Annotated in this window: 6 protein-coding genes; 2 read left to right on the plus strand and 4 right to left on the minus strand. The window is 64.9% G+C overall.

Annotated features, from left to right (window positions below; genetic code table 11):
• Positions 1-1,080 (plus strand): acyl-CoA dehydrogenase family protein (locus ABS88_RS24080; protein WP_286750816.1); only part of this gene is annotated, 1,080 nt, incomplete at its 5' end.
• Between the two features lie 46 nt (positions 1,081-1,126).
• Positions 1,127-2,620: a phospholipase D-like domain-containing protein gene (locus ABS88_RS24085; protein WP_286750817.1), complete on the plus strand. Its 1,494-nt coding sequence runs from the start codon at positions 1,127-1,129 to the stop codon at positions 2,618-2,620.
• A 10-nt stretch (positions 2,621-2,630) separates the two neighbouring features.
• Here the strand turns inward: ABS88_RS24085 and ABS88_RS24090 are convergent, their stop codons facing one another.
• From ABS88_RS24090 to ABS88_RS24105, 4 genes are all read right to left on the minus strand, one after another.
• Complete coding sequence (locus tag ABS88_RS24090; RefSeq protein ID WP_286750818.1) at positions 2,631-3,482, minus strand: HpcH/HpaI aldolase/citrate lyase family protein; 852 nt, start codon at positions 3,480-3,482, stop codon at positions 2,631-2,633.
• Positions 3,483-3,585: 103 nt separating this feature from the next.
• Complete coding sequence (locus ABS88_RS24095) at positions 3,586-4,038, minus strand: MaoC family dehydratase (RefSeq protein WP_286750819.1); 453 nt, start codon at positions 4,036-4,038, stop codon at positions 3,586-3,588.
• 2 nt (positions 4,039-4,040) lie between these two features.
• Positions 4,041-4,499, minus strand: coding sequence for a GNAT family N-acetyltransferase (locus ABS88_RS24100; RefSeq protein ID WP_286750820.1), 459 nt, complete (start codon positions 4,497-4,499; stop codon positions 4,041-4,043).
• Positions 4,496-5,126: biotin/lipoyl-containing protein (locus ABS88_RS24105; RefSeq protein ID WP_286750821.1), on the minus strand; the 631-nt coding region annotated here is incomplete at its 5' end. The genes ABS88_RS24100 and ABS88_RS24105, both read right to left, overlap by 4 nt.

Consider the following 5,126-nt stretch of genomic DNA (forward strand, 5'->3'; position numbering starts at 1 on the left):
TCGCTCGGTGAGCGCAACACGCTGTCGTGCGGGTCGATCGAGCACAAGATGGGCATCCACGCCAATGCGACCTGCGTGATGAACTATGACGGCGCAAAAGGCTGGATGGTCGGCGAGGAGAACAAGGGCCTCGCCGCGATGTTCGTGATGATGAACGCCGCGCGCCTCGGCGTCGGCATACAGGGGTTGGGTCAGGCCGACATAGCCTATCAGAATGCCGTGCAATATGCGCAGGACCGCCGGCAGGGCCGGGCGCTGACCGGGCCGCAGGATCCCGCCCAGAAGGCCGACCCGCTTTTCGTCCATCCAGACGTGCGCCGCATGCTGATGGATGGCAAGGCGGTGGTTGAGGGGCTGCGCGGCCTGTGCCTCTGGGGCGCGCTGCAGGTCGATCTGGCGCATGGCGCCGCGTCCGAAGAGGAGCGGCAGCAGGCCGACGATCTCGTCAGCCTGCTGACCCCGGTGATCAAGGGCTATGGCACCGACAAGGGCTATGACGTCGCGACCAACGCGCAGCAGGTGTTCGGCGGCCACGGCTACATCGAAGAGCAGGGCATGAGCCAATATGTCCGCGATGCCCGCATCACGATGATCTACGAAGGCGCCAACGGCGTGCAGGCGATGGACCTCGTCGGCCGCAAGCTCGCGCAGAATGGCGGCCGTGCCATCCAGGCCTTTTTCGCGATCGTCGACGCCGAATGTGCGGCGGCGAAGGGCAAGCCGGCCTTCGCCGATTTTGCGGGGCAACTCGAAAAGGCCAATGGCGAACTCAAGGCCGCGACGATGTGGTTCATGGCCAATGGCATGACCAACCCCAATAATGTCGGCGCGGGCGCGCATCATTACATGCACATCATGGGTATCGTCGCGCTGGGCCTCATGTGGCTGCGCATGGCCGAAGCGGCACAGAAGGCGCTCGACGAAGGGCGCGGGAACAAGGCGTTCCTCGAAGCCAAGCTTGTTACCGCGCGTCATTTCGGCGAACGCTTCATCCCCGATGCGGGAGCGCTGCGCCGCAAGATCGAGGCCGGCAGCGAAGCGATGATGGCGCTGACGCCCGATCAATTCTTCGCCGCCTGACGTGCAGGCTCGCAACCATCGCCGCCGCCCGTGCGTGTAGGCGGCGATGAGCGAGGATGCGCTGACCCCGATCGTTGAGGAAGGCCGCAATTGCTGGCGGATCGAACGCGCCAACAAGGCGCGGATGATCGTCGATGCGGCCGATTATTACGCGCTGCTCGTCCGGCTGATGGAGCGCGCGAAAGAGCGCATCCTGCTGATCGGCTGGGACTTCGATCCGCGGATTGCCCTGACGCCCGACGAGGCGGGCAAGGGCGAATCGCTGGGACATTTTCTGCTGCGTCTGGCCCATGCGAAACCCGACCGCGATATCGACATTCTTCGCTGGAATTTCGGCGGGCTCAAACAGTTCCTCATGCCGCGCATCGTCTCGATGGTGCTGCGCTGGAAGGTGACGCGCTCGATCAGCTTCCGGCTCGACAGCGCACACCCGACCGGATGCAGCCATCACCAGAAGGTCGCAGTGTTCGACGATCATCTCGCGGTGTGCGGCGGCATCGACGTGTCTTCGTCGCGCTGGGATACGCGGGGCCATCGCGACGGCGATCCGCGGCGTACCAATCCCGACGGCAAGCTCTATATGCCGTGGCACGATTCGACGATGATCCTTGCCGGGCCGGTGGGCGAAGCGCTTGCCGATCTGGGCAACGAACGGTGGCAGCGCGCAACGAACAAGCAACTGCGCGACGTAAAGGGCGACGGCGAAAACTGGCCCGAAAATCTCGAACCCGATTTTACGAACGTCGATGTCGCGATATCGCGCACGCGCGCCGAATATGACGGCTATCCCGAAATTCGCGAGATCGAGCAGCTCTATCTCGACATGATCGCCGCGGCGAAGCGCTTCATCTATTTCGAGAATCAATATTTCACCTCGGCCAAGATCGCGGCGGCGATTGCCGAGCGGCTGGACGAGGACGATCCGCCCGAATTCATCATGGTGATGCCGCGTACCGCCGACGGGTGGCTCGAACAGATGGCGATGGACGCGGCGCGCGTGAAGCTGGTGCGCGCGATCGCCAAGGCGCGGCACGGCGACCGCCTGCGCGTCTATGTCCCGCACACCGCGGGCGGCGACCCGATCTATGTTCATGCAAAGACTGCGGTCGTCGACGATCGCCTGCTGCGTATCGGATCGTCGAACATGAACAATCGATCGCTGGGGCTCGACAGCGAATGCGATGTGACGATCGATGCCGCTTTGCCCGCGAACCGCGGCGTGGAGCCGACGATCCGGGCGCTGCGCGAATCGCTGATCGGCGAGCATCTGGACGTCGATCCGGCCGATGTCGGCCGCCTTTATGAAACAACGGGGTCGCTTATCGATGCGATCGAGGCGCTGCGCGGGCCGGGCCGCTCGCTCGAGTTACTCGATCTCGTCGAGCCCGGGCCGTTTGACGATTACATCGCCGAGCATGAACTGCTCGATCCCGAAAATCCCGACGCGATGTTCGAAGGGATCGCCGAGCGCGGGCTGCGCCGGAACTGGCACCGCGGCAAAGCCTGGATGAAGCGTCACCGCCCGTTCCGGCGGAGATGATAGCGCGGCGTCAGTCCGCCAGCGACAGGATATGCCGCGCCTGTTTGAGGTGCGGGGCATCGACCATTTTGCCGTCCACCTGAAGCACCCCCGAGCCCGGATTGGCGGCGAAGGCATCGACGATCGCCTGCGCACGCTGAACCTCGTCGGCGGACGGGGTGAAGGCGGCATTGATCGGCGCGACCTGTGACGGGTGGATTGCCATCATGCCGGTAAAGCCATCGCGCCGCGCGCGCGCCGCATAGGCGGCAAGGCCCGCCTCGTCCTTGATCGCGGGAAACACCGTATCGATCGCCGCGACGCCCGCACCATGTGCGGCGAACAAGGTTAGCGCGCGGGCGACCTGATAGGGTTCGGTGTAGCGCCCGTCGGCCTCGCGGCTCGTCGCCGCGCCGATGGCGGCAGGCAAATCCTCGGCACCCCAGGTGAGGCCGACCAGCCGGGCCTTCGCCTCGCGATAGCTGCCCAGCGTAAAGATCGCCGCCGGGGTTTCGGTCGCGATCGGCAGCACCGGCGGCAACGACGCATCGGCGGCCTCCTCGCTACGAAGGATCGTATCGAGCTGGGCGATGCTCGGCGCGCCTTCGGCCTTGGGCAGCATGATCGCATCGGGGCGCCCGCCGACAATGGCAGCAACGTCGGCGGCGGTCATATGCCCGTCGAGCGGATTGACACGGACCAGCGTAAAGACTTCGCGCGTTCCGGCGAGATAGGTGGCGACCGCTTCGCGCGCGGCCTCCTTGTTTGCAGGGGACACCGAATCTTCGAGGTCGAGGATGATCGCATCGGCGCCCGACGCCGCGGCCTTCGCGAAGCGTTCGGGGCGGTCGCCGGGGACGAAGAGGAGGGAACGCAATCTCATTAATCTCTCCTATCCGCTCGCCCTGAGCTTGTCGAAGGGCCGTCCTACTGTTCGCGGTTATGGCGGTGCAGGACGGTGCTTCGACAAGCTCAGCACGAGCGGTCTATTGGTTCGTCTTCCTGATCAGCGCTGACCGTTCGCACTGGCAGACGATTTCGTCGCGCTGGTTGATGCAGCGATGGAGGAAGGTCACGATGCCCGCATTCGGCCGCGATTTCGATTCCTTGAGGCCGATCACCTCGCTCGTCGCGCGCAGCGTGTCGCCGATGAAGACCGGCTTGGGCATCACCAATTTATCATAGCCGAGGTTGGCGACGAGCGTGCCGAGCGTCGTGTCGCCGACCGACAGCCCGACCATCAGGCTGAAGGTGAAAGTGCCGTTGACGAGGATCTGTCCGAATTCCGATGCTTTTGCCGCTTCGATGTCGAGATGCAGCGGCTGCGGATTGTGCGTCATCGTCGTGAACAGCAGATTGTCGGTCTCGGTCACGGTGCGGCGGATCTCGTGCACGATCGCATCGCCGATCTGCCATTCGTCGAAAAACTTGCCTGCCATCGTCAGTCCCTCAAATGCAATTTCATGCCGACATGACTCTGCACGAAGCCGAGCCGGGCGTAGAAGCGGTGCGCGGCCGTCCGTGTCGCCGATGATGTGAGCTGGACGAGTTTGCAATCGCGCGCGCGGCACTGTTCCACCGCCCAAAGGATCATCTGCTCGCCCAGCCTTTGGCCGCGCAGGTCGGCGGCAATCCGCACCGCCTCGATCAGCCCGCGCCAGCTTCCGATAAAGGAAAGCCCCGGGAGGAAACTGAGTTGCATCGTCCCGACAACGCGGCCATCGAGTTCCGCTGCAATCAGCCGCTGGTTCGGGTCGGCGTCGATCGCCTCGAACGCGGCAAGGTAACGTGGGTCCGAGGGATCGACCTCGCGCGCCGGCGGAAACGTGTCCTCCGCGAGCATGGCGAGGATGGTGGGAAGATCCGCCGCCGTCGCATCGCGAAGGATCAGGCCGCTCACTCGGCGGCCTCGATCTTCGCGAGCAGCGCCTCGACCTGCACCTGCGCCCCGGCCGCAGCGTTGAGTTCCGCAACGATGCCGTCGAAGGGCGCGGTCAGGCTATGCTCCATCTTCATCGCCTCGAGCGTCAGCAGTTTCTGACCCTTGGTCACCTTGTCGCCCGCGGCGACGTCGACCGCTATGATCTTGCCGGGCATAGGAGACAGGATCGCCCCGTCGCCCGCTGCGCCGCCGGCGCCGCCCGCGGCGCGCCAAGGCGTAAGCTGCCACACCGCGCCGCTTTCTGCGACGAGCATGGCGGGGGCGGGCTCCTCGGCGCCGGGGCCATGCAGCGTCACGTCGACGCGCTTACCGTCGAGCAGGAAGGGCGCGGTGCGCACGTCCGGCGCGTTGAGACGAAAGCCCGACTGTAGCGAGCGGGGAACCATCGCCATAGCGGCGTTTGTTAGTGCCTGCTCCGACGGCATCGGCTCGGCCGTCATGCTGTCGCCGTCGCGGCCGATCAGCCCGGTATCGACCGTGCCCGCAACGAAATCGGGATGGCTGAGCGCGGCGATCAGAAAGGCCGAATTGGTCTTTACCGGCCAGATCGCGCTATCCTCCAGCATTTCGGCCAGCATTTCGCGG

Source organism: Sphingopyxis sp. SCN 67-31 (assembly GCF_001725095.1).

Excerpts from the sequence above, each read along its gene's own strand:
- ABS88_RS24085 (WP_286750817.1), top strand. The coding sequence starts at position 1,127 with ATGAGCGAGGATGCGCTGACCCCGATCGTTGAGGAAGGCCGCAATTGC.
- ABS88_RS24090 (WP_286750818.1), bottom strand. The coding sequence starts at position 3,482 with ATGAGATTGCGTTCCCTCCTCTTCGTCCCCGGCGACCGCCCCGAACGC.
- ABS88_RS24095 (WP_286750819.1), bottom strand. The coding sequence starts at position 4,038 with ATGGCAGGCAAGTTTTTCGACGAATGGCAGATCGGCGATGCGATCGTG.